This is a genomic window from Mycobacterium sp. SMC-13, assembly GCF_045311035.1.
Lineage (GTDB): Bacteria > Actinomycetota > Actinomycetes > Mycobacteriales > Mycobacteriaceae > Mycobacterium.
The window spans coordinates 67,272-87,443 of the sequence record NZ_JBJIAI010000011.1 but is presented as its reverse complement, the minus strand read 5'-3'; the positions used below and the strand labels follow the sequence as shown (position 1 = coordinate 87,443).

Below are 20,172 nucleotides of genomic sequence, written 5' to 3'. Positions count from 1 at the left end.
TCCGCCTTGTGGAGTGATCCGTTCCCAAAAGACGCAAACCCAAAAATGGGATTTTACTGGTATCATAGTCCCATGGAAGCGGTAATCGACTCGGGCGGCCGCATCTTGGTGCCCAAGCAACTGCGCGACGCGTTGGGACTGACGCCTGGTTCGACGGTCGACATTTCGGCATATGGCCCTGGATTGCAGATTGTCCCCGGCGGTCGCAGCGCGCGACTCGTGCGAAACAAGGACGGGCGCCTCGTCGCCAACGCACACACAGTCGTCACCGATGAAATGATGTTCGCGCTCATCGATTCGGGGCGACGCTGACGTCGCAGCAGGTCACGGCAATCGATACCAGTGTGGCGGTGCCGTTGCTTGTGACCTCGCATCCGCAGCATGTCGCGATCTCGCAATGGGCAATGGGCCGACGTCTTGGGCTCAGCGGGCATGCGCTGGCCGAGACATACTCGGTTCTGACGCGTCTGCCCGGCGATGCTCGCGTCGACCCCGCTGATGCGGTGACGTTGATCGACGAGAACTTCCCAGAGCCCCTTCAGCTGAGTGCCGATGCCGCAGGTGGTGCCCATCGCGAATTCGCCCGTCGCGGAGTCGCCGGTGGCGCCACCTATGACGGCTTGGTCGCGTTGGCTGCTCATGAGCACGGTGCAGTCCTGGTCACTCGCGATGCACGAGCCAAGGCAACCTACGACGCCATCGGGGTGAACACGGAAGTGCTGGCCGGCGCCTGACCTGTCTTCGGCGGGCGCGGCCCGACCAGAACCTGGCACCGATATCGCGGTGTAGGCCCCTTGCCCACCCTCGTCGTCGTAGATCTGCACGTGGTGATGCGTTGTGCCTCGTGCTCTGTCACCTGTGCACACTGCTGGGCTGCGATGTGATGGCGGGATTTGAACCCATTTGCGCTGCCCTCCGCGCACCGGAAACGGTGACGAGCCGTTTTGCGGGTTGTGCACGCCCCTGCGACAACTACCTGCTACACCATGCTGCTGTCAGTCCAGCAGCTCGATCTCCCAGTTGGCCTTCTGGATCCGGACGTCGAGCTCGCGCAACTCCTGCGCCACCTGGTCGGCCCGCGCCCGCAGATCGCCAACGGACAAGGCGGACAACATCTTCAGCTCCGAACGCAGCTGCCGCGAGTAGCCGTACTGGCCCGCGCCCGCACCCGCGGCTGCATCCGCGGCCGTGGTCAGGACGTGGTACCGCAAGCGCAGCGCGTCGCGCCGCCCGAGGGCGTCGGTCAGCGTGCCGTCCGCCCCGACCGAGTTGGCCGCGTTGGTCAGGTTGATCCGCCGGATCAGGGATTCGTATTCGTCCAGCGCGCCGTCGATCTCGACGAGTAGCGCCGCGGCGTCCTCGGCAGGCACTTCGCCCTCCTGGAACCGTGCGTTACCCACGACGCGCACGCGCAACTGCTCGATACGGCGAACTGCGTTCGCACGCAACGACAAAGCTTCTGCCAACTTCATGATTTCACCTCGCTCCTGATGGCACCGGCCGAGCGTTCGTTTCTCGGCCCGAACCATGATGAGCGGAAAAGGCTTGGCCGGCAACGTATTTTTCAGCAGGCCAGACGGTCGGTGGCGATCAGCCCTGCGCGCCGACGAAGAACAGCACGAGCACCGCAACCAGGCCGAACAGGGCGGCAAAGAATGCGCCACATGCCACGTCGTCAAACCGCGGCCGCACCGTCGCGACCAGAACCGCGGCCGCGGCGACCAGCAACGCGCCCGCCGGCGCGAACAGCCAGTAGTACAACAGCGGCGCCGGGGACATCACGACCAGGCCGAGCGCGTAGCCGCCGAACAGATATCGCGGATCAACCTCGCGCTCGATCCGCGGGTCGAGCGTGCTCTCATGCTCGAAGGACATGCGCACCTCCTCTGGTCAGCGACACACCGTCACCGTGGCAACGGCCTGCAGGTACAGCAGACCGACAATGCACCAAACGCTCACGGGTGCGACCACCAGCGCCACAGCGACGCTGCTGAGTACCCGCGCGCGCAACAACAGTGCTGCAATCAGTCGACATATCAGCGAAACACTCACCGCTGCAGTCAAATTCGTTCCAGCTACCCGGTCGAGGTGCGGATCATCACCGGGGCCCATGGCCCCGACCGCCAACAGACCCCAGCCGACTCCCCCTGAGACCGCTCCGGCGAGTACGCCGCGGGTCCAGTCCGTACCAATTAAACGTCCCCCCGATCCGGTTCGCTCATGTCCCCCGTCGCCGGTACGCCCTCGGCCAATCCGTACTGCAGGTACACGATGCCGGCCGGGCTCGATACCGGCGGCTTGAGCAGCGTCAGGTTCGACGGCACCGGACCGCCATCGAATACCCTCTTGCCTACCCCCAGGACAATAGGATGCACCCAGAGGTCGATGCGATCAAATAGTTTTTCGCGCAACAGGGTCTGCACGAAGTTCAAACTCCCGACCACTTTCACGTGCTCGTGGCGATCACGGATTTCCCGCACTTCGCTGACCAGATCCGTGCCGATCTGCGTCGAGCCGGACCACGACAGATCGGGCTCGCCGCGGGAGGCGACGTACTTGGGGATGCGATTGAACATGGCCGCGAATTCGTCGTCCTGGTGCGGCCAGTAGCCCGCGAAGATGTCGTACGTCCGCCGGCCGAGCAGCAGCGCGTCGGTGCCTTCGTACGCGGCGCCGACCTGCTCCCCCGACACCTCGTCGATCAGCGGTGCCTGCCAGCCTTCGAATGGAAAACCCCCGTCGGGGTCTTCTCCGGGACCGCCGGGCGCCTGCCCGACGAGGTCGAGAGTGGCGAACAACGCGAGGTGAATCTGGCCCATTTCCAGCTCCTGGTGAGTCGGTGGTGTGTGTCAATGAGGTAGACCAGCGGACTCGGTGAAACTCATCGGCGCGGCCGGCTACTTCCCGGACAGCACCCGGTACTGCGCCGAAATCTGTTGGTCCACAGCGGTTTCATCGTCGGCGAAGACCTGGAACACAAATCTGTCGGTGCGGGCGAGGCAGCTGTAGTGCCACCCCAGGATGCGCCATGTCACCGTCGCGTCCGGTTGCGCATAGTCGCGGAGGTGCTCGAAACAGCGCGCACCGGGGAACCCCGGCACCGGCCCGGCCATCTGCACATCCGGATTCTTCATGATCAGAGCGCTGGTGGCGTCCAGCAGCTGCGCGGCCGAATCCGCATTGGGCGCCTGGTAGACCCGGCCCCACCGCTGTGTCACCCACTGGACGCCGGCGCGCTCGAACTGGGTCGTCATGCTCACCGGATCGGTTTCGAAATGCAGCCACGCCCGCGGTCGCCACGTCCCGATCAGTACGCCCTGCTGCCGATCGGGAGTGGTGATGGTCTTCGACAGCAACTGATCGTCGCTCGGATCTTTGGGCAGGTCAGCGAGTTTCGCGGGATCGGTGGGCACAAAGCTCTTGATGAGCGACTGCTGCCTGCTGAGCAGGTCGGACGTCAGCAACTGAGCCCGCAGCGGTGCCTTGGTCAGCTTGGTGGCTTTGGCGCTCACGAATTGGTACAGCACGAAACGTCCCTGCGCGGTGTACGCCGCGACGCCACTGGCCCCGGTGCCGTAATCCACGCCGACCGCCGGCACCGTGCCGGTACCGACCGAGATCTGGACGGGATATGTCGGAAACGGAGTGGCCACGACGGGGCCGAACTGTGCGGTGAATTCTGCCGCGGCCGCCGCTGCTTGGCCATCATCGGGAAACATCAGGACCGCGTTCTGGATTTCCAGATCGGAGTCCCGGGACCCTGATGACCGGTACGACCCGAAACCGGCGACCAGACCGTGTGCTCTGGCAATGCCCTGCATCACATTGTCTTTGGACACCCCGAGGATGTTGTCGACACCGAACTCCGACGTCATGGTGCCGGTCCCGATGGCCCCGGGCTTCGTCACCGACGCGTCGATTTCCCAAGGGCCCACGACGTATTCGGCCATCCGGGTCGATTCGACGATCGACTGCGTGAGCGGGTTGGGTCCAGCGCTGAAGAACGGGGTGCTCGGCTTGATCTGGTAGTTACCGGTCCGCAGCTGGCTGACGTCCGGTTCGGGGTCGCTCAGTGAACCGCCGAACCGCGAGGTGCCGGTCGTGGTCGTCGAACAGCCCGCGACCACGCACCCGCACGTAACCACGGCAAGTGCCAGCTTCCGGATCCCCACGATCCAACACTAACTGTGGCCGAGGCGCGCAAGCACCGATCGCACCGACTCCGCGATCGCCTCGTTGAACGGCCCGGCGTCCCGCCGCACGGTGCGCGTGCGGACCAGCACCGTCAGCATGACCCGTTCCCGCTTCGGGCCGATGAGCATCCCGGCGTCGTTGGTCGACCCGTAGTCGCCGCCGCCGGTCTTGTCCGCGCTGGTCCATCCCTCAGGCAGACCCGCGCGAAAACGGCGGGTCGACGTCGCGGTCTCCTCCATCCACCGACGCAGTTGGAACTGAGCCGCACCGGACAACGCGTCGCCGGCGAGAATGGCGCGATACCCGCCGCACAGCGCCCGCGGCGTGGTGGTGTCGCGGAGATCGCCGGGCGCCGCTTCGTTGAGGGCCGGTTCCCAGCGATCCAGCCGGGTCTGCGAATCACCGATCGAGCGGGCGAAATCCGTGAGCGCCGAGGGCCCGCCGATGGTCCGCAACATGATGTTGCCTGCCGCGTTGTCACTCTGGCTCAGGGCCGCGGCACAAATCTCTCGCAACGCCATCCGCGCCCCCACCGCCTCGCTCAGCACCGGCGAGTTGACCACGATGTCACCGGCGGTGATGGGCACCATGGCATCGAGATTCGCCTTGCCCGCCGTGGCCATCTGCAAGATGCGGGCCGCCGCATACGCTTTGAAGGTCGAGCACATCGCGAACCGCTCGTCAGCACGGTGCTCGACCGTCGCCGAAGACTCCAGATCAACTGCGTAGACGCCGATTAACGCCTGATAGCGATCTTCCAGATCGGCAAAGTTGGTCGGCTCGTCCGCCTTGGTGGGCTGGCACCCGGCCAGCACGCCCGTCGCGGCCAACCCGACGATGAAATCCCGTCGGCTCAGCGATACCCCCACATATTCAGCCAACCATGCATCGGCGCGCTACGCCAAACGGGATTTCTCCGGGTTGCCCTTGGGCCGCACCAACAGCGCGGCCACCAGGAAGCACAGCGCCCCGACGAAGGTCCCGAAGTTGGCCAGCCGCTCGTCGACCGTGACGCCGGTCTTGCGGACGAACGCCGCCAGTGCCGAGACCTGGAACGCGACGCAGCCCATCATGTTGATCCACGATGCCTGCCAGGCAACGGATTTCGGCGACCACAGGCCGACAACCAGGACCGCCAGCAGACCACTGAGCAGGAAGGCCAGCGACCCGGCGGCGTCGGGCGCCCAGACGTAGCGCCGCTCGGCGAGCACGGCGTGCGCCCACACCGCCGCGCCGGTACTGACGTTGAACAGCACCGTGCCCATGAATTGGATTGCCGCCGACCACCATTGGATCCCCGGCGGGGCGAGCACGTATTGCATCAGAGCGGCGGTGGTGAAGAACCACGAGCCGATGAAGCACAGCACGTTCGTCGCTCCGGCCCCGGCCACCGAGGGAAACCCCGGCGCCGTGGCCAGCGCGAAGAATGCCGAGCCGATGGCGAAAAGCCAACACTGCCTGGTGAGGGTGGCGAAGCCGCTCACGGCATTACAGGAAGCTGCGAATCCGCTCGCCGGTCTCCGACGTCGACAGTTTGGCGTCGCCACGCGTCGAAAGGTGCTCGGCGACAGCCTTGTCCACGCGGGCCGCGGCGTCGGTCTCACCGAGGTGCGTGAGCAGCAGCGCCACACTCATGATGGCCGCGGTCGGGTCGGCGAGACCCTGACCCGCGATGTCGGGCGCGCTGCCGTGCACCGGCTCGAACATCGACGGGTTGGTGCCCGTCGCATCGATGTTGCCCGACGCTGCCAGGCCGATGCCGCCGGAGACGGCCGCGGCCAGGTCGGTGATGATGTCGCCGAACAGGTTGTCGGTGACGATCACGTCGAAGCGGCCCGGATCGGTGACCATGTGGATGGTCGCGGCATCGATGTGCTGGTACGCGGTCTCGACGTCCGGGTACTCGGTGGCGATCTCGTCGACCGTGCGCTTCCACAGCGAGCCGGCGAACGCCAGCACGTTGTTCTTGTGCACCAGGGTCAGGTGCTTGCGCCGCGTCCGGGCCTTCTCGAACGCGTAGCGGACGACGCGCTCCACCCCGAAGCGCGTGTTGGTGGACACCTCGGTGGCCACCTCGTGCGGGGTGCCGACGCGGATGGCGCCGCCGGTGCCGGTGTACGGCCCCTCGGTGCCCTCGCGGACGACGACGAAGTCGATGTCCGGGTTGCCGGCCAGCGGGCTGTCGACACCGGCGAACAGCCGCGAGGGCCGCAGGTTCACGTGGTGATCCAGCGCGAACCGCATGGTCAGCAGCAGCCCGCGCTCGAGCACGCCGCTGGGCACCGACGGATCGCCGATGGCGCCCAACAGGATCGCGTCGTGCGTCTTGAGCTCGTCGACCATGCCGTCTGGCAGGGTCTCGCCGGTCTCGTGGTAGCGCTTGGCGCCGACGTTGTACTCGGTGCGCTCGACACCGGGCAGTACGACGTCGAGGACCTGCAGTGCCTCGCCGATGACCTCGGGGCCGATGCCGTCACCGGCGATGACGGCGAGCTTCACGACAGATCCACCAGTTCCAGCGTGGTCGCGCCGACGGCCTCGCCGATCGCGCCGAGCACGTCGGCCGGCACCTCACGGTCCAGGCGCAGCATGATCGTCGCGCCGGAACCGTCGGCGTCCTGCGACAGCTGGGCCGCCAGGATGTTGACCTCGGCCGCACCGAGCAGGGTGCCGATCTTGCCCAGGGCGCCCGGCTGGTCGCCGTAGTTGAGGATCAGGTTGACGCCCTCGGCGCGCAGGTCCAGATTGCGGCCGTTGATCTGAACGATCTTCTCGACCAACTGCGGGCCGCTCAAGGTGCCCGACACGTTGACGACCGAGCCGTCGGCGGCCACGGCACGCACGTCGACGACGCTGCGGTGGTTGGGGCTCTCGGTTTCGCTGGTGAGGACGGCCTCGACACCACGCTCGGCGGCCAGCGCCGGCGCGTTGACGAACGTCACCTGGTCCTCGATGACGGCCGAGAACAGGCCGCGCATCGCCGAAAGCTTCAGAATCTCAACGTCTTCCGACGCCAGCTCGCCGAGCACCTCGACGTTCAGCGAGGCCGGGAGCGCCGGTGCCAGGGCACCGACCAGCAGGCCCAGCTTGCGCACCAGGTCGAGCCACGGCGCGACCTCTTCGCCGACGACACCGCCGCCGACGTTGACGGCGTCCGGCACGAACTCGCCGGCCAGCGCCAGCTTCACGCTCGCGGCGACGTCGGTGCCGGCGCGGTCCTGGGCCTCTTCGGTGGAGGCGCCGAGGTGCGGCGTCACGACGACCTGCGGCAGCTCGAACAGCGGGCTGTCGGTGCAGGGCTCGGTGGCGAACACGTCGAGGCCGGCGCCACGGACGTGGCCACTGGTGATCGCGTCGGCCAGGGCCTGCTCGTCGATCAGGCCACCGCGGGCGGCGTTGACGATGATGACGCCCGGCTTGGTCTTGGCCAGCGCTTCCTTGTTGATCAGGCCGGCGGTTTCCTTGGTCTTGGGCAGGTGCACCGAGATGAAATCAGCGCGGCCCAAAAGCTCATCGAGGCTCAGCAGCTCGATACCGAGCTGGGCGGCACGGGCCTGCGAGACATAGGGGTCGTAGGCGACGATGTGCGCGCCGAACGCGGCGAGGCGCTGCGCGACGAGCTGGCCGATGCGGCCCATGCCCACGACGCCGACGGTCTTGCCGAAGATCTCGGTGCCCGAGAACTTGGAGCGCTTCCAGGTGTGCTCGCGCAGGGTGGCGTCGGCGGCCGGAATCTGGCGGGCCGTCGAGAGCAGCAGCGCCAGGGCGTGCTCGGCGGCGCTGTGGATGTTCGAGGTCGGGGCGTTGACGACCAGCACGCCACGCGCGGTGGCGGCGTCGACGTCCACGTTGTCCAGGCCGACGCCGGCGCGGGCGACGATCTTGAGCTTGGGTGCCGCGGCCAGCACCTCGGCGTCCACCGTGGTGGCCGAGCGCACCAGAAGGGCGTCGGCGTCCGGCACGGCGGCCAGCAGCTTTTCGCGGTCGGGTCCGTCGACCCAACGGACCTCTACCTGGTCGCCGAGGGCGGCGACGGTCGATTCGGCGAGTTTGTCAGCGATGAGTACGACAGGAAGGCTCACGCGCACAGACTAGTGGGCGGCATGGCCGCGCTACCAATCGCGGTTGCCTTGAGCTGCGTTGTCAGCGGCCGTCACTACCATCGACGTGGTGGACGTCACCGTCGTCGGTAGTGGACCGAATGGCCTGGCCGCGGCCGTCATCTGCGCACGAGCGGGGCTGTCGGTCCGGGTCATCGAAGGTCAGCCGACGCCCGGCGGCGGCGCGCGCAGCGCCCCCGACCCGGAATATCCAGGCGTTTTGCACGACGTCTGCTCGGCGGTACACCCGCTGGGGGTCGTGTCGCCGTTCTTCGCGGAGTTCGACCTCGCGGCCCGCGGGGTACAGATGGTGACGCCGGAGATCTCGTACGCCAATCCCCTGCCTTCCGGCGGAGCCGCCATCGCTTACCACTCGCTGGAGCGCACCTGCGCCGAGCTCGAACACGGCTCATCGTGGCGACGGCTGCTGGGCCCTCTGGTCGAGCACGTCGACGGCGTCCTCGGCTTCTTCCTCGGCGACAAACGGTCCTTGCCGCCGGACCTGCCGAGCACCGTGCGGGCCGGGCTGCGCGTGCTGGCCCAGGGCAGTCCGGCGTGGGGCCTGCTGCGCGGCGACGACGCCCAGGCCCTGTTCACCGGCGTCGGCACGCACGCCATCCACCCCATGCCATCGCCCGTCAACAGCGGCGCGGGCATCATGCTCACCACCGTCGCGCACACGGCGGGCTGGCCCGTCCCCGTCGGTGGCACCCAGACCATCACCGATGCGCTCATCGCCGACTTGCGCGCGCACGGCGGCGAGCTCATCACCGGCTCCCCTGTGACCAGCCCGCCCGTCGGCGTGGCCATCTACGACACCTCGCCGACCGCGCTGCTCGACATCTACGGACCCGCGGTTCCCGACCGTTACGCAAAAGCCTTGCGCCGCTACAAATTCGGGCCCGGCGTCTGCAAGATCGACTTCGTGCTGTCGGGTGAAATCCCCTGGCGCGATCCGCGAATGGCGTCGTCGCCCACCGTCCACCTCGGCGGCACCCGGGCCCAGATGGCACACGCCGAGCGCGAGATCTGGCACGGCCGTCATGCCGAGCACCCGATGACCCTGGCCTCGCTGCCGCACCTCGCAGATCCGTCACGCATCGACGCCCAGGGCCGTCGGCCGCTGTGGACCTACTGTCATGTGCCGGCCGGCTCGACCGTCGACCAGACCGACACCGTCATCGCGTTGTTCGAAGACGCCGCACCGGGTTTCCGCGATCTGGTGCTGGCGGCGCGCGCGGTGCCGGCCGCCGAGATGTCACGGCACAACGCCAACTACGTCGACGGCGACATCATCGTCGGCGGCGCGACGCTCAAGGCCGCGATGATCGGGCCGACGCTGCGGGCCAACCCCTGGACCACACCCATCCCCAAGGCGTATGTCTGCTCGTCGGCCACCCCGCCGGGCACCGGCGTGCACGGCATGGCCGGTCTGTACGCCGCGCGTACCGTGCTGCGTCGTGAATTCGGGGTGAAGACGCTGCCGTCACTCGCGCCATAGTGTTGGCTTGGCGCATGGCCAAGCTTTCTGTGATCTATTACTCCGCGACCGGGCACGGCAGCTCCATGGCGCAACGGGTCGCGAGCACCGCGGAATCGTGCGGCGCCGAGGTGCGGCTGCGGCCCGTCGCCGAGACCGCTGCCCCCGAGTCGTTCGCGCACAACTCGGCGTGGACCGCGAATTACGAAGCGACCAAAGACCTTCCGGCCGCTACCGGTGACGACATCGTCTGGGCCGACGCGGTGATCTTCGGCTCACCGACCCGCTTCGGCTCGGTCGCCTCGCAGCTGCGCGGGTTCCTGGACTCCCTCGGCGGCCTGTGGTCGAAGGGCGTGTTGGCGGACAAGGTGTACGCCGGGTTCACCTCGACCAACACCGCGCACGGCGGCCAGGAGACGACGCTGCTGTCGCTCTACATCACGCTGATGCACTGGGGTGGCATCCTCGTGCCGCCCGGTTACACCGACCCGCTCAAGTTCGCCGACGGCAACCCCTACGGTGTGAGCCTGCTGGCCAATCACGACAACATCCGCCAGTTCGACGACAACACCTACGCGGCATTGGATCACCTGGCGCGGCGGGTCGTCACGGTCGCGGACCGGTTGGGCGGGTAGTTCGTCGCTCGCCGCCCGCGCCCGGCGTGTCGCGTGCTGTGATGATCAGTGCGCACCGTCAGGGCGGTCCGCTTTCATTCCGCGCTGAGGGCGACAAATGTCGAGAGGACGCCGCCGTGGCCGCAGAGTCGATCGCGGTGACTGGTTGACCCTGCGGCTGTGGCTGGAACGTTCGAGTGGCCAATGCCGCTGGCGCAGAGTCAATGCACGCGTTGGTGATTCTGCGGTCAGGGCGCGGTGATCCACTCGGAACACGCGTCATCTACCAGCAACGACAGCTTCGGCAACCAAAATTGGCGTCGGAACACCCCGCCGGCCCGGCTTAGCGTGATGAGGTGACATTCGTAGGAACCGCCCGTCTGGTGGGCGCGGTACCCAATGACCGGTGGTTCGCCGTCGGCGATCTGGAGCTCTACCAGATGCGCCCGCCGTTGTGCGGGTATCACGTGATCGCCGCCGAGCGGAGCATGTGGGCCATGCGCGCGCAGGCCATCTACCCCGATGGCCGCATCGAACCGCCCGAACCCGACGATCCCGTGTCCACCGACTTCTACGGCGTGGCGGGCGAGGGCCTCGACATCGACCGGTCCGTGAAGCTGCCCGGCAGTGCCGACGGCCGCAACGTCGCCCGCGCCCTGGCCGGCATCGGGTACACCCTCTACTGAAAAGCCGAAAGGCCAGTCACCGCACGCTTTTTCGTGAATCGCGTGCGACAACTGGCCTGTCGGCGGTTGAAACTAGGCGGTCTCGGTGATCGGCCGGTCGACCCAGCTCATCAGGTCGCGCAGCTTCTTGCCGGTGACCTCGATCGGGTGCTCGGCGTTGGCCTTGCGCAGGCCCTCGAGCTCCTTGTTGCCGCCCTCGACGTTGGCGACGAGGCGCTTGACGAAGGCGCCGTCCTGGATGTCCTTCAGGATGGCGCGCATGCGCTCCTTGGTGTCGGCGTCGATGACGCGCGGGCCCGACAGGTAGCCACCGAACTCAGCGGTGTCGGACACCGAGTAGTTCATGCGGGCGATGCCACCCTCGTACATCAGGTCGACGATGAGCTTGAGCTCGTGCAGCACCTCGAAGTAGGCCATCTCCGGGGCGTAACCGGCCTCGACCATGACCTCGAAACCGGCCTTGACCAGTTCCTCGGTGCCACCACAGAGGACGGCCTGCTCACCGAAGAGGTCGGTCTCGGTCTCTTCCTTGAAGTCGGTCTTGATGACGCCGGCGCGGGTGCCACCGATGCCCTTGGCGTAGGACAGCGCCAGCGCCTGGCCCTCACCCTTGGGGTCCTGGTGCACGGCGATCAGCGCGGGCACGCCCTTGCCGTCGACGAACTGACGACGCACGAGGTGGCCGGGGCCCTTCGGGGCGACCATGCCGATGGTGACGTTGGCCGGGGGCTTGATCAGGCCGAAGTGGATGTTGAGGCCGTGGCCGAAGAACAGCGCGTTGCCGTCTTCCAGGTTCGGCTCGATGTCGTTGGTGAAGATCTCGGCCTGCGCGGTGTCGGGCGCCAGCAGCATGATGACGTCGGCCCACTTGGCGACCTCGGCCGGGGTGTCGACCTCGAGGCCCTGCTCGGTGACCTTCTCGCGGGACTTCGAGCCCTCCTTCAGGCCGACCTTGACCTGCACACCCGAGTCGCGCAGCGAAAGCGAATGCGCGTGTCCCTGGCTGCCGTAGCCGATGACGCCGACCTTGCGCCCCTGGATGATCGACAGGTCCGCGTCGTCGTCATAGAACATCTCAACTGCCACTTGCTTTTCCTTACCCTTGTTTCTGTTGTTCGAAGTTTTAGTTCGGGGTCCAGCTCGGTTACTTGGCCGCGCCGATGCCGCGCGGGCCGCGCGCCAGCGAGACCACACCGGACTGCACCAGCTCGCGAATACCATACGGCTCCAGCACTCGCAGCAATGCGTCGAGCTTCTCCTGGGTGCCGGTGGCCTCCACGGTCAGCGATTCGGTCGACACGTCGACGACCTTGGCGCGGAACAGGTTGACGGCCTCGATCACCTGGCCACGGGTGGTGGCGTCGGCCCGCACCTTGATCAGCGCCAGCTCGCGGGAGACGGAGTTGTCCGGCTCCTGCTCGACGATCTTGATGACGTTGATCAGCTTGTTGAGCTGCTTGGTGATCTGCTCCAGCGGCAGCTGCTCTTCGACCGAGACGACGATGGTCATCCGGGACATGTTCTTCTGCTCGGTGGCGCCGACCGCGAGCGACTGGATGTTGAAGCCACGCCGCGAGAACAGTGCCGCCACGCGGGCGAGCACACCGGGGGTGTCCTCGACGAGGACCGAGAGTGTGTGAGTGGTCGACATGGCGCTTACACCTGATCCTCGTTGTCGAACAGCGGACGGATATCGCGCGCCGCCATGATCTCGTCATTGCTGGTGCCGGCGGCGACCATCGGCCACACCTGGGCGTCGGCGCCGACGATGAAGTCGATGACGACGGGGCGGTCGTTGATCTCGCGGGCCTGCCGGATGACGTCCTCGACGTCCTCGGCACGCTCGCAGCGCAGACCGACGCAACCCAGCGCCTCGGCCAGCATCACGAAGTCGGGGATGCGGTGCGAGTGCGTCGACAGGTTGGTGTTGGAGTAGCGCTCGTCGTAGAACAGCGTCTGCCACTGCCGCACCATGCCCAGGTTGCCGTTGTTGATCAGCGCAACCTTGATCGGCGCCCCTTCGAGGGCGCAGGTGGCCAGCTCCTGATTGGTCATCTGGAAGCAGCCGTCGCCGTCGATGGCCCACACCTCGGCCTCCGGGCGGGCGAACTTGGCGCCCATCGCGGCCGGGATGGAGAAGCCCATGGTGCCGAGACCGCCCGAGTTCAGCCAGGTCTTCGGGTTCTCGTACTTGATGAACTGCGCGGCCCACATCTGGTGCTGACCGACGCCCGCGACGTACAGCGCGTCCGGCCCGGCGATCTGGCCCAGCTTCTCGATGACGTACTCCGGCGACAGGCTGCCGTCACTCTGCGGGCCGTAGCTCAGCGGGTACGTCTCCTTGACCCCGTTGAGGTACGTCCACCAGTCGGCGAGATCCAGCGTGTCGGCGGCGACACCGTCCCGGCGCAGCGCCGCGAGCAGGTCGACGATGACGTTCTTGATGTCACCGACGATCGGCACGTCGGCGTGCCGGTTCTTGCCGATCTCGGCGGGGTCGATGTCGGCGTGGATCACCTTGGCGTCGGGCGCGAACGACGACAGCTGGCCGGTGACCCGGTCGTCGAAGCGGGTGCCGAGGGCGATCAGCAGGTCACTCTTCTGCAGCGCCGCCACGGCGGAGACCGTGCCGTGCATGCCGGGCATGCCCATGTGCTGCGGGTGGCTGTCGGGGAACGCGCCGCGCGCCATCAGGGTGGTCACGACGGGAATGCCCGTCAGCTCGGCGAGCTCAAGCAGCTCGGCCGACGCCTCGCCGCGGATGACGCCGCCACCGACATACAGCACCGGCTTGCGCGACGCGGCGATCAGCTTGGCGGCCTCACGGATCTGACGGCTGTGCGGCTTGGTGTTCGGCTTGTATCCGGGCAGGTCGATGACCGGCGGCCAGCTGAAGGTGCACTGACCCTGCAGCACGTCCTTCGGGATGTCGACGAGGACGGCGCCGGGACGGCCGGAGGCGGCGATGTGGAAAGCCTCGGCGATCACCTTGGCGATGTCGTCACCGTTGCGGACCAGGAAGTTGTGCTTCGTGATCGGCATGGTGATGCCGGAGATGTCGGCTTCCTGGAAGGCGTCGGTGCCGATCAGCCCGCGGCCGACCTGGCCGGTGATCGCGACGACCGGGATCGAGTCCATCTGCGCGTCGGCCAGCGGCGTGACCAGGTTGGTGGCGCCGGGACCCGAGGTGGCCATCATCACGCCGACCTTGCCGGTGGCGTGCGCGTAGCCCGACGCGGCGTGGCCGGCGCCCTGCTCGTGCCGCACCAGCACGTGGCGCACCTTCTTCGAGTCGAACAGCGGGTCGTACACCGGCAGCACGGCACCACCGGGGATGCCGAAGATGGTGTCGACGTCGAGTTCCTCGAGCGACCGGACGACGGCCTGAGCACCGGTCATCTGTTGCGGGGCAACAATTTTCGAATGACCGTTGACCGTACCGCCGGGGCCGTTGGGCTGCGGCGTCGACTCTGGCGGTCGCGTGGTGGGTGCGCTCACTCTTGTCCTCTTGATCGTGTTGCGGTTTTGGCGTTCCCGGGCAAACAAAAAACCCCCGTCAGCGTCTGCTGCTGTACGAGGGTTGCGCGTCGATGCTTGTAGTCGGCTTAGTCAGCCTGGTCACGCACCAACGCGCCCAGTTACTACAAGCAATGCCGAGGTCTGCATAACGGTGACGGTAGTCCTCGCGGCGCACGCAGGTCAAATCCGTTCCGTTGCCGGACACACCCGGCAACCGTCCGACCCGCCGCCTGGGAAGATGACTGACGTGAGCCGCCGAACCGCTTCGACCGCACCCCAACCCGTCGTGATCAAGATCCCGGGGGTCGCCCATCTGGCGGTGGGGTTCTTCGCCATCGGTCTGCTGGCTCTGGTGTTCGCCGGCCCGGCCTGGTGCGCGGTGCTGCTCGTCATCCCGATCGTGTTGTCGGCGATGGTGATTCGCTACCGCACCGTGGCCGACAAGAAGGGCGTCACGGCGCGGTCGCTGCTCGGCAGCCGGACGGTGACGTGGCAGGACATCAAGGGACTGCGGTTCGATCGCTCCAAGTGGGCCAAGGCCGAATTGACCGACGGCACCGACCTGCGCCTGCCGGGTGTGACGTTCGCATCACTGCCGGTGCTGACCGCCGCCAGCGGCGGCGTCGTGCCCAATCCGTACAACGAGTGAGCCGGCGCCGGTCCACATCGATCGGCCGAGCAGGCTCAGTGCAGCGGGTTTGATCCGTTCAGCAGCAGCCACGCGCCGACGCCCGCACCGATGCCGAGCAGCAGGCACAGGATCGACCCGATGAAGGGCCGGCGGGCCCAGCCGCGACCGGCGTCGAAGCCGTAGAGCCCCGGCCCCGTCAGGGTCAGCGCCGCGGCGAGCACGATCAAGGTCACCAGGTACTCGTGCCCCTCGGGCAGGAAATACGGGAAGTAGCCGTGCACGGGTTGTGCGGCCACCTCCACGGCGAGCGCGTTGAGCAGGTAGCCCACCGCGACCGCGGCGGCGACCGGAGTGAACAGCCCCAGCACCAGCAGGACGCCGGCGCCGATCTGCGCCCCGGTCGCGAGGTAGGTCAGTATCCCCGCGTGCTGGAAGCCGGCGGCGGCCAGCGCGTGCTCGTAACCGTTCAGGCCCTGGCCGCCCCACCAGCCGAATGCCTTCTGCAGTCCGTGGACCACCAGCCAGGCACCGAGGCCGACACGCAGCACCATGAGTCCCAGGTCCTGGGTGCCGCGGCGCTTGGCGACACGTACCCGGGCGTCGGTCTCGGGGTCGGGCTCGATCTCGGCGGGCCCCAATGCGTCCGAGGCCTGCTCCGCACGCCGCTCCCGGGGTTGCACGTACGGCAGCGGCTCGGGTTCGTGCATGAGATCGAACGCCATCGAGGACGGCGACGACGACGCAGGCGTCACCTCGGTCGCCTCGTCGGACGACGCGTTGTCGAACCGCGGGATGGCGGTGGTCGCGGCGGTCTCACCGCCCTCCGCGCCGCCACTGCCGCGGTAGGTCGTGATGGGCAGGTCGTCTTCTGGATCGACCAGGCGTGCCGACGCGGGCCTGGCGGCCGACTCGTCGGGCCGTCGCCATGCGCGCGAGTCATGGGAAGTACTGGTCATAGTTGCCAGGGTAAGTGCAACTGCACTGCTGACCGTGGATTTAAGCGGTGGTTTGACCGGCTTGTTCACGGGATTTGCCCGGCCCGGCGCGCGGCCCCGACGTGGCGAGCATCCTCGAACAGTCCGTAACCTGGCGGGCATGACATTGCGGCGGTCGACGCAGACTGCGCTGACGAGGCCCCGGCACCGGCCTGAGCGTTCCGGCTCTGCACCCGCTCGACGGGTCCTGGCGTTGTGCGCCATCGCTTTGCTGGCGCTGCCCAGCTGCGCCCGTTTCGATTCGGCGGCATCCGAGCCGTTCACCATCGAGCCCGAGCTCGGCGGGGCACCCAGCTCGCCGCCGCCGCCCCCGCCGCCGCTGCCGCCGAACCCGTTCCCGAAGGCGTGCCCGGCGCCGGCCGTCATGCAGGGCTGCCTCGAGAGCACCAGCGGTCTGATCATGGGCGGCGACAGCAAGACGGCGATCGTCGCCGAGCGCGTCACGGGCGCCGTTAAGAACATCGCTCTGAACGCCGAACCCAAGGTCAAGACCGTGATTCCGGTCGACGCCTCCGGTGACGGCGGGCTCATGGACATCGTGCTGTCGCCGAGTTACCAACAGGACCGGCTGATGTACGCGTACATCACGACGCCGACCGACAACCGGGTCGTCCGCATCGCCGACGGCGACGTGCCGAAGCCGATCCTCACCGGGATTCCCAAGGGCCCCACAGGCAACATGGGAGCACTGATCTTCAGTAGCCCGACGACCCTCGTGGTGCTCACCGGGGACGCCGGAAACCCCGCGGCCGCAGCCGATCCGGCTTCGCTGGCGGGCAAGCTGCTGCGCATCGAGCAGCCGACGACGGTGGGCCAGGCGCCCCCGACCACCGCGCTGTCGGGCATGGGCGCCGGCGGCGGGCTGTGCATCGACGGTGCCAGCGGCTCCTTGTACGTCACCGACCGAACCCCGACGGGCGACCGGCTGCAGCGGATCACCAAGGACTCCAAGGTGTCGACGGTGTGGAGCTGGCCCGACCGGCCGGGCGTCGCGGGCTGTGTGGCGACCGACGACACCGTCATGGTCAACCTCGTCAACACCAAGAAGACGGTGGCCGTTCGGCTGTCGAAGGAGACCGGCGCGGTCACCGGTGACCCCGAGGCCCTCCGCACCGACACCCACGGGCATGTGTTCGCGCTGAAGCTCTCCCCCGACGGCAACGTCTGGGGCGCCACGGTGAACAAGACGGCCGGCGACGTCGAGAAGTTCGACGACGTCGTGTTCCCGCTGTTCCCGCAGGGCGGATTCCCGCGCAGCACGGACGACAAGACGTAATTTGGCGCCCGACGTGAGGGTCGCTCAATGATGCGCGCGTGCCCGGCCGACTTCGCTCGGCTGGCCGGCTACCTGGGCTTTTCCTGCGACGACGATTCCTGGGTCAAACTGCGCAACCCCTTGACCCTGGCCCACTGGACCATGCCGGTCGTCGAGTTGCTGATGCTGGTCGGTGCGGCACTCGCCCTGGCCTACGCGCTGCGCCGGGTCCGGCGCGACCCGACCGGCATCGCCATCTGGCTGGCGTCGGTGGTCTACGCGCTGGCGACCGAACTACCCCGGCATCCACCGGACATCTTCGCCGGCACCCGGCTCGGGGTCATGCTGGTGCACAACGTGTTCAGCGTCGATTTCGTCGACGGGCGGCTACCGCTGTACATCGTGGCGCTGTACCCCGCGACCATCACCCTGGCTTATGACATCGTCCGCGCCACCGGCGTTTTCGAACGGCGCGGCGCGGTCGTCGGTGCCATCTGCGTCGGTTTCGTGCACGGCTGCGTCTACGGCGTGTTCGACCATCTCGGTCCGCAGCTGCGCTGGTGGGTCTGGAACACCGCGAACCCCCTGAATCACCCCACGCTCGGCTGCGTGCCGGTGAGCAGCTGGGTCAGCCTGGCGGTGGTCGGGCCCGCGGCGGTCGCCTACCTGGTACACGTGCTGGTCGGGCGCCGGGTGGCCGCCGGGACCCCACCGGGTGCGCTGTCGTTGGCCTGGCGCACAGCGGCCGTCAGCGTGCTGGCACCGGTCCTCATGGGGCTGTTCAGCCTGCCGACATTGCTGTCCGCTCACCACAGTGCGACGCAATACGTGGTCCTCGGCGTGGAGATGGCGATATTCACGTTCGTGGCGGTGCCGGTCCTCATTCAGGACTGGCGGATCACGCGCCGGGTCGGCACGCAGCACCCGAGTCCGTACGTGCGGGTGTTCGGCGTGCTGTACCTGCTCACCTTCACGGTGCTCTGGCTGGCCGCACTGCCCGACTTCGCCGGCGCCATCGACGGCGTCACCGGCGCGGGCACCCCGACCGGCAATCTGCCCTGCGCCGCGGTGTGTTTCGTGATCGCGGGCTATTGCGTCGCGGGCGTGTCGTCACTCAAGCCGACGACCACGCCCGCGCCGCAGGCGGCGCTGCGCTAGCTGCAGGCCGCGATCACCAGTTCGCGCACGCGCGCCGCGTCGGCCTGACCCTTGGTCGCCTTCATCACCGCGCCGACGATCGCACCCGCGGCCTGGACCTTGCCGCCGCGGATCTTGTCGGCGATGTCCGGCTGGGCCGCCAGCGCCTCGTCGATCGCGGCCTGGATGAGCGAATCGTCGCGCACCACAACGAGTCCGCGGTCGTTCATCACCTGCTCGGGCTCGCCCTCGCCGGCCAGCACGCCCTCGACGACCTGACGCGCCAGCTTGTTGGACAGCTTGCCGTCGTCGACCAGCTTGACCACCGCGGCGACCTGGGCCGGGGTGATGGCCAGCTCGTCGAGTGTCTTTTCGCTTTCATTGGCCTTCTGCACCAGGAAGTTGCCCCACCAGGCGCGGGCCGCCTCACTGGACGCGCCGTGCTCGACGGTCGCGGCCACCAGCTCCACGGCGCCGGCGTTGACGAGGTCGCGCATCACCTCGTCAGAGATGCCCCAGTCGTCCTGAATCCGCTTGCGCACCAACCACGGAAGCTCGGGGATGGTGCCGCGCAGCCGCTCCACCAGCTCGTCCGACGGCGCGATGGGCTCGAGGTCCGGCTCCGGGAAGTAGCGGTAGTCCTCGGCGGTTTCCTTGCTGCGCCCGGACGTGGTGTGCCCGTCCTCGTGGAAGTGCCGGGTCTCCTGCGTGATGGTGCCGCCGGACTGCAGCACGGCGGCCTGCCGGCGCATCTCGTAGCGGACCGCCACCTCGACGCTCTTGAGTGAGTTGACGTTCTTGGTCTCGGTACGGGTGCCGAACTCCGCGGCGCCCTTGAGCTTGAGCGAGACGTTGGAGTCACAGCGCATCGAGCCCTGGTCCATGCGGACATCGGAAACGTCCAAGCCGCGCAACAGGTCCCGCAGTGCCGTCACGTAGGCGCGGGCGATCTCCGGGGCGCGTTCGCCCGCGCCTTCGATGGGCTTGGTGACGATCTCGACCAGCGGCACCCCGGCCCGGTTGAAGTCGGCCAGCGAGGTGGTGGCGCCCGAGATGCGGCCGGTGTCGCTACCCAGGTGGGTCAGCTTGCCGGTGTCCTCCTCCATGTGAGCACGCTCGATCTCGACGCGCCAGGTGCTGCCGTCCTCGAGCGGAACGTCGAGGTAGCCGTTGACGGCGATGGGCTCGTCGTACTGACTGATCTGGTAGTTCTTCGGCTGATCCGGGTAGAAGTAGTTCTTCCGCGCGAACCGGCCCCACGGCGCGATGTCGCAGTTCAGCGCCAGCCCGATCCGGATCGCGGACTCCACGGCCGCTTCGTTGACCACCGGCAGCGCGCCGGGCAGGCCGAGGCACACCGGGCACACCAGCGTGTTCGGCTCGGCACCGAACCGGTTCGCACAGCCACAGAACATCTTGGTCTCGGTGGACAGCTCGACATGGACTTCCATGCCCATGACGGGCTCGTACGTCGCGAGGACGTCGTCGTAGTCGAGAAGGTCTGCGTCAGCCATGCGTTGAATCCTAGTTGCCGTTCACCCGCCATTTCCTCGGCCCGGTT

Annotated in this window: 22 protein-coding genes; 8 read left to right on the top strand and 14 right to left on the bottom strand. The window is 67.6% G+C overall.

The genetic code is table 11. From position 1 onward, the window contains the following. Positions 1-72: 72 nt before the first annotated feature. Positions 73-312: an AbrB/MazE/SpoVT family DNA-binding domain-containing protein gene (locus ACJH6I_RS17635; RefSeq protein WP_064860474.1), complete on the top strand. Its 240-nt coding sequence runs from the start codon at positions 73-75 to the stop codon at positions 310-312. Beyond that, positions 309-734 (top strand): type II toxin-antitoxin system VapC family toxin, encoded by a 426-nt coding sequence (locus ACJH6I_RS17630; RefSeq protein ID WP_064860475.1) that lies wholly within the window; start codon positions 309-311, stop codon positions 732-734. Before ACJH6I_RS17635 ends, ACJH6I_RS17630 begins: the two co-directional genes overlap by 4 nt. A gap of 261 nt (positions 735-995) precedes the next feature. Here the strand turns inward: ACJH6I_RS17630 and ACJH6I_RS17625 are convergent, their stop codons facing one another. From ACJH6I_RS17625 to serA, 9 genes are all read right to left on the bottom strand, one after another. Beyond that, on the bottom strand, positions 996-1,472 hold the full coding sequence (locus ACJH6I_RS17625) for a DIP1984 family protein (protein WP_064860476.1): 477 nt from the start codon (positions 1,470-1,472) through the stop codon (positions 996-998). 118 nt (positions 1,473-1,590) lie between these two features. Next, positions 1,591-1,875 carry a hypothetical protein gene (locus ACJH6I_RS17620; RefSeq protein WP_061001018.1) on the bottom strand — a complete coding sequence of 95 codons (285 nt, stop codon included), beginning with the start codon at positions 1,873-1,875 and terminating at the stop codon, positions 1,591-1,593. Between the two features lie 15 nt (positions 1,876-1,890). After that, a complete protein-coding gene (locus tag ACJH6I_RS17615; RefSeq protein WP_138248766.1) occupies positions 1,891-2,112 on the bottom strand; it encodes a hypothetical protein in 222 nt (73 codons plus the stop codon). Positions 2,113-2,192: 80 nt separating this feature from the next. Continuing rightward, positions 2,193-2,819, bottom strand: coding sequence for a dihydrofolate reductase family protein (locus ACJH6I_RS17610; protein WP_212811945.1), 627 nt, complete (start codon positions 2,817-2,819; stop codon positions 2,193-2,195). Between the two features lie 78 nt (positions 2,820-2,897). After that, on the bottom strand, positions 2,898-4,172 hold the full coding sequence (locus tag ACJH6I_RS17605) for a hypothetical protein (protein ID WP_133428395.1): 1,275 nt from the start codon (positions 4,170-4,172) through the stop codon (positions 2,898-2,900). A gap of 9 nt (positions 4,173-4,181) precedes the next feature. Further along, a complete protein-coding gene (gene bla / locus ACJH6I_RS17600; protein ID WP_061001021.1) occupies positions 4,182-5,063 on the bottom strand; it encodes a class A beta-lactamase in 882 nt (293 codons plus the stop codon). A 27-nt stretch (positions 5,064-5,090) separates the two neighbouring features. Then, complete coding sequence (locus ACJH6I_RS17595; RefSeq protein ID WP_293019193.1) at positions 5,091-5,678, bottom strand: hypothetical protein; 588 nt, start codon at positions 5,676-5,678, stop codon at positions 5,091-5,093. 4 nt (positions 5,679-5,682) lie between these two features. Further along, entirely contained in the window at positions 5,683-6,693 is a 1,011-nt protein-coding gene (locus tag ACJH6I_RS17590; protein ID WP_293019192.1) for a 3-isopropylmalate dehydrogenase, read from the bottom strand. Continuing rightward, positions 6,690-8,276 (bottom strand): phosphoglycerate dehydrogenase, encoded by a 1,587-nt coding sequence (serA, locus tag ACJH6I_RS17585; RefSeq protein WP_293019191.1) that lies wholly within the window; start codon positions 8,274-8,276, stop codon positions 6,690-6,692. The genes ACJH6I_RS17590 and serA overlap by 4 nt, the downstream gene beginning before the upstream one ends. A gap of 85 nt (positions 8,277-8,361) precedes the next feature. On the opposite strand from serA, the gene ACJH6I_RS17580 reads away from it, so the two are divergent. The 3 genes from ACJH6I_RS17580 (at position 8,362) to ACJH6I_RS17570 (ending at position 11,074) form a co-directional block, all read left to right on the top strand. Then, positions 8,362-9,795 (top strand): NAD(P)/FAD-dependent oxidoreductase, encoded by a 1,434-nt coding sequence (locus ACJH6I_RS17580; protein WP_293019190.1) that lies wholly within the window; start codon positions 8,362-8,364, stop codon positions 9,793-9,795. A gap of 14 nt (positions 9,796-9,809) precedes the next feature. Then, complete coding sequence (gene wrbA / locus ACJH6I_RS17575) at positions 9,810-10,409, top strand: NAD(P)H:quinone oxidoreductase (protein ID WP_138248760.1); 600 nt, start codon at positions 9,810-9,812, stop codon at positions 10,407-10,409. A gap of 335 nt (positions 10,410-10,744) precedes the next feature. Then, positions 10,745-11,074 carry a hypothetical protein gene (locus ACJH6I_RS17570; RefSeq protein WP_135356618.1) on the top strand — a complete coding sequence of 110 codons (330 nt, stop codon included), beginning with the start codon at positions 10,745-10,747 and terminating at the stop codon, positions 11,072-11,074. Between the two features lie 72 nt (positions 11,075-11,146). Here ACJH6I_RS17570 and ilvC read toward each other — a convergent pair whose 3' ends face one another. The 3 genes from ilvC to ACJH6I_RS17555 form a co-directional block, all read right to left on the bottom strand. Further along, on the bottom strand, positions 11,147-12,148 hold the full coding sequence (gene ilvC, locus ACJH6I_RS17565; protein WP_293019215.1) for a ketol-acid reductoisomerase: 1,002 nt from the start codon (positions 12,146-12,148) through the stop codon (positions 11,147-11,149). 70 nt (positions 12,149-12,218) lie between these two features. After that, entirely contained in the window at positions 12,219-12,725 is a 507-nt protein-coding gene (gene ilvN, locus ACJH6I_RS17560; RefSeq protein WP_061001088.1) for an acetolactate synthase small subunit, read from the bottom strand. 5 nt (positions 12,726-12,730) lie between these two features. Continuing rightward, positions 12,731-14,572, bottom strand: coding sequence for an acetolactate synthase large subunit (locus ACJH6I_RS17555; protein ID WP_267324981.1), 1,842 nt, complete (start codon positions 14,570-14,572; stop codon positions 12,731-12,733). A gap of 259 nt (positions 14,573-14,831) precedes the next feature. On the opposite strand from ACJH6I_RS17555, the gene ACJH6I_RS17550 reads away from it, so the two are divergent. Then, the gene (locus ACJH6I_RS17550) at positions 14,832-15,242 is read left to right on the top strand and encodes a PH domain-containing protein (protein ID WP_293019185.1); all 411 of its coding nucleotides are present in this window, start codon (positions 14,832-14,834) and stop codon (positions 15,240-15,242) included. A gap of 35 nt (positions 15,243-15,277) precedes the next feature. Here ACJH6I_RS17550 and ACJH6I_RS17545 read toward each other — a convergent pair whose 3' ends face one another. After that, the gene (locus ACJH6I_RS17545) at positions 15,278-16,180 is read right to left on the bottom strand and encodes a DoxX family protein (RefSeq protein WP_293019184.1); all 903 of its coding nucleotides are present in this window, start codon (positions 16,178-16,180) and stop codon (positions 15,278-15,280) included. Between the two features lie 139 nt (positions 16,181-16,319). Here ACJH6I_RS17545 and ACJH6I_RS17540 point away from each other — a divergent pair, with 139 nt between their 5' ends. Then, a complete protein-coding gene (locus tag ACJH6I_RS17540) occupies positions 16,320-17,495 on the top strand; it encodes a PQQ-dependent sugar dehydrogenase (RefSeq protein ID WP_293019182.1) in 1,176 nt (391 codons plus the stop codon). Between the two features lie 27 nt (positions 17,496-17,522). Then, positions 17,523-18,632 carry a hypothetical protein gene (locus ACJH6I_RS17535; protein ID WP_293019180.1) on the top strand — a complete coding sequence of 370 codons (1,110 nt, stop codon included), beginning with the start codon at positions 17,523-17,525 and terminating at the stop codon, positions 18,630-18,632. Here the strand turns inward: ACJH6I_RS17535 and gatB are convergent. Continuing rightward, positions 18,629-20,125, bottom strand: coding sequence for an Asp-tRNA(Asn)/Glu-tRNA(Gln) amidotransferase subunit GatB (gene gatB, locus ACJH6I_RS17530; protein WP_226521542.1), 1,497 nt, complete (start codon positions 20,123-20,125; stop codon positions 18,629-18,631). The genes ACJH6I_RS17535 and gatB overlap by 4 nt on opposite strands. Between the last annotated feature and the right edge of the window lie 47 nt (positions 20,126-20,172).

Excerpts from the sequence above, each read along its gene's own strand:
- ACJH6I_RS17635 (WP_064860474.1), top strand. The coding sequence starts at position 73 with ATGGAAGCGGTAATCGACTCGGGCGGCCGCATCTTGGTGCCCAAGCAA.
- ACJH6I_RS17625 (WP_064860476.1), bottom strand. The coding sequence starts at position 1,472 with ATGAAGTTGGCAGAAGCTTTGTCGTTGCGTGCGAACGCAGTTCGCCGT.
- ACJH6I_RS17620 (WP_061001018.1), bottom strand. The coding sequence starts at position 1,875 with ATGTCCTTCGAGCATGAGAGCACGCTCGACCCGCGGATCGAGCGCGAG.
- ACJH6I_RS17615 (WP_138248766.1), bottom strand. The coding sequence starts at position 2,112 with ATGGGCCCCGGTGATGATCCGCACCTCGACCGGGTAGCTGGAACGAAT.
- ACJH6I_RS17610 (WP_212811945.1), bottom strand. The coding sequence starts at position 2,819 with ATGGGCCAGATTCACCTCGCGTTGTTCGCCACTCTCGACCTCGTCGGG.
- wrbA (WP_138248760.1), top strand. The coding sequence starts at position 9,810 with ATGGCCAAGCTTTCTGTGATCTATTACTCCGCGACCGGGCACGGCAGC.
- ilvC (WP_293019215.1), bottom strand. The coding sequence starts at position 12,148 with ATGTTCTATGACGACGACGCGGACCTGTCGATCATCCAGGGGCGCAAG.
- ilvN (WP_061001088.1), bottom strand. The coding sequence starts at position 12,725 with ATGTCGACCACTCACACACTCTCGGTCCTCGTCGAGGACACCCCCGGT.
- ACJH6I_RS17550 (WP_293019185.1), top strand. The coding sequence starts at position 14,832 with ATGACTGACGTGAGCCGCCGAACCGCTTCGACCGCACCCCAACCCGTC.
- ACJH6I_RS17545 (WP_293019184.1), bottom strand. The coding sequence starts at position 16,180 with ATGACCAGTACTTCCCATGACTCGCGCGCATGGCGACGGCCCGACGAG.
- ACJH6I_RS17540 (WP_293019182.1), top strand. The coding sequence starts at position 16,320 with ATGACATTGCGGCGGTCGACGCAGACTGCGCTGACGAGGCCCCGGCAC.
- ACJH6I_RS17535 (WP_293019180.1), top strand. The coding sequence starts at position 17,523 with ATGATGCGCGCGTGCCCGGCCGACTTCGCTCGGCTGGCCGGCTACCTG.
- gatB (WP_226521542.1), bottom strand. The coding sequence starts at position 20,125 with ATGGCTGACGCAGACCTTCTCGACTACGACGACGTCCTCGCGACGTAC.